Below are 2,569 nucleotides of genomic sequence, written 5' to 3'. Positions count from 1 at the left end.
TCGTCCATTGCGGAAGATTCCCTACTGCTGCCTCCCGTAGGAGTCTGGGCCGTGTCTCAGTCCCAGTGTGGCCGATCACCCTCTCAGGTCGGCTACGCATCGTCGCCTTGGTGAGCCGTTACCTCACCAACTAGCTAATGCGCCGCGGGTCCATCTGTAAGTGGTAGCCGAAGCCACCTTTTATGTCTGAACCATGCGGTTCAAACAACCATCCGGTATTAGCCCCGGTTTCCCGGAGTTATCCCAGTCTTACAGGCAGGTTACCCACGTGTTACTCACCCGTCCGCCGCTAACATCAGGGAGCAAGCTCCCATCTGTCCGCTCGACTTGCATGTATTAGGCACGCCGCCAGCGTTCGTCCTGAGCCAGGATCAAACTCTCCGATAAAGTAGTTTGACTGACTACGCACATCGCTGTGCGATTTATTTAAAACTTTGAATTAACAGGTACGTTTTGTCTTGTTTAGTTTTCAAAGAACTTTGTCCATCGCTCTTGAAGCGACTTAATTATTGTAACATATCAACTTCAATGCCGTCAATAACTTTTTAAAATTTCTTTTTTAAGAATTCGTTTCGTCATCAGCGACGTATATTAGAATACCACCCTTGATCCAACATGTCAACAATAATCGACAAATTAAATGATGAAGCGTTTAATGACTATCAAAGCCGCGATGCCGGGAATCCCCAGAATCCCGCTGATGCCCGTTGTAATCAGGTTAACAGGGATATGAATACCGAGACTGCCCCCGAACAAGTTCACACCCACCAGCAAAATCGCACCGGCAATAAACTTAATCGCAGTCACACCAATCCATCTTAGCGGTTTTGAAGATACTCCCCATAAAAAAAGCAAAGCAACCAGACCGACAATCAAACCGATAATGAAAAAAGGCTCCATGAATCTTCCCCCTCGCTTGTTTAGTACAAGCTTATGAGAAGATCCCGGAGAATAGACCTCTTACTTCCATCTGCTCATTTTCAAATTCCGCTGCTTCGCTTCTTTCAAATAAAAAAAGTACTTAGATTCAGCGACTTTCAGCTCAAACAACACCTCAGCGGAGGGCTCGAGACTTTTCTCGACCAGACTCTTCTGTCTGTTCCATTCTTCTTTTTGTTTAAAGAGCTGTTCTATCAGCTTCTCATCAAACTCTTTTCTTAATGTATTTCTGCGAAGAAAACCCATGCCTTGCCTTTTCCTCCCTTACAATTCACGTCTTCCTTCAAGAGCTTTTGAAAGAGTGACCTCATCAGCATATTCCAAATCACCGCCGACGGGCAGACCGTGGGCAATACGGGAGAGCTTGATGCCTGAGGGCTTTAACAGCCTTGATATATACATCGCTGTTGCTTCCCCTTCAATATTAGGGTTGGTTGCGAGAATAACTTCTGTCACTTGATCATCCTGAAGACGTTTCAGCAGCTCCGGAATCTTAATATCCTCCGGGCCGATGCCGTCCATTGGTGAAATCGCGCCGTGAAGAACATGATACTGGCCGTTATATTCCTTCATTTTCTCCATTGCGATCACATCCTTAGGGTCTTGCACGACACAAATAACAGACTTATCCCTCCTTGTGTCCTCACATATATAACAAGGGTCCTGATCTGTTATATGTCCGCAAATTGAGCAATATGTCAGATTCCGCTTCGCATTGACAAGCGCCTTAGCAAAATCCAATACTGTGTCTTCTTTCATACCTAGAACAAAAAAAGCCAGACGAACCGCTGTTTTCGGTCCGATCCCTGGCAATTTCATAAAGCTGTCAATCAGCTTTGATATTGGTTCAGGATACTGCATGTTTATTTATCCCCCTAGAATAAACCCGGTATGTTCATTCCTTTTGTAAATTGTCCCATTGTCTCATTCGTCATGTCATCCACTTTTTTGAGGGCGTCGTTTGTCGCAGCAAGAACCAGGTCCTGAAGCATTTCGATATCTTCCGGATCAACGACTTCTTCTTTAATGGCAACGTCTACAACTTCTTTTTGGCCGTTGACTTTTACAGTCACCATACCGCCGCCTGCTGTGCCTTCAAGCACTTTTTCAGCAAGCTCCTCCTGAGCCTTCGCCATATCCTTTTGCATTTTTTGCATTTGTTTCATCATTTTTTGCATGTTTCCCATTCCGCCACGCATATTCAATCACTCTCTTTCATCTTATTAGTCTTTTATTTCGATTAAATCCGCTCCGACAAGTTTTTTCGCCTCTGCAATCAGCGGATCTTCTTCAGCCGGTTCGTTTGATCCTTCACTTTCCTGCTGGTGATCATTTAAAAATTCTTCTCTTATTTTACCCCATTGTGCTTCCGGAACGCCAATCAAATCCATTCTTTTCCCGAGCATTGATTCGAGAATCTGTTCAAGATTCGTACGGACTCCATTATTGTCTTCTGCAACCATTTTACAATGGATTTCGTATTTAAATTTAAGCACAAATGCCTTTTGAGCTGCAGCTACCGGTTCACTGTCATTCAAAAGAGCCGCATGAGACACCTTATTCTGCTGTTTCAGGTGTGCCAGCAGCTTGCCCCAGCTGCTTTTAAGCTGTTCAAGATCAGGTCTTGTGG

4 protein-coding genes, 1 rRNA gene and 1 pseudogene are annotated in these 2,569 nt (G+C 44.7%); all 6 read right to left on the bottom strand.

What is annotated here, in order from left to right; all coding sequences use genetic code 11:
* Positions 1–387 (bottom strand): 16S ribosomal RNA (locus ACFRFQ_RS30480); the annotation flags it as partial.
* Between the two features lie 249 nt (positions 388–636).
* Complete coding sequence (locus ACFRFQ_RS30475; RefSeq protein ID WP_003150686.1) at positions 637–900, bottom strand: pro-sigmaK processing inhibitor BofA family protein; 264 nt, start codon at positions 898–900, stop codon at positions 637–639.
* Between the two features lie 60 nt (positions 901–960).
* Positions 961–1,185 carry a YaaL family protein gene (locus ACFRFQ_RS30470; protein WP_007408755.1) on the bottom strand — a complete coding sequence of 75 codons (225 nt, stop codon included), beginning with the start codon at positions 1,183–1,185 and terminating at the stop codon, positions 961–963.
* An 18-nt stretch (positions 1,186–1,203) separates the two neighbouring features.
* Entirely contained in the window at positions 1,204–1,800 is a 597-nt protein-coding gene (recR, locus tag ACFRFQ_RS30465; RefSeq protein WP_003150697.1) for a recombination protein RecR, read from the bottom strand.
* A gap of 14 nt (positions 1,801–1,814) precedes the next feature.
* Positions 1,815–2,138 (bottom strand): YbaB/EbfC family nucleoid-associated protein, encoded by a 324-nt coding sequence (locus ACFRFQ_RS30460; RefSeq protein ID WP_003150700.1) that lies wholly within the window; start codon positions 2,136–2,138, stop codon positions 1,815–1,817.
* A 24-nt stretch (positions 2,139–2,162) separates the two neighbouring features.
* Positions 2,163–2,569 (bottom strand): annotated as a pseudogene (locus ACFRFQ_RS30455) (hypothetical protein); the annotation flags it as partial.

This window comes from Rhodococcus sp. NPDC056743 (assembly GCF_042790355.1).
Classification (GTDB): domain Bacteria; phylum Actinomycetota; class Actinomycetes; order Mycobacteriales; family Mycobacteriaceae; genus Rhodococcus_F.
Note: the sequence above shows the minus strand (reverse complement) of the source record. Positions and strands in the feature narration are given on the sequence as shown.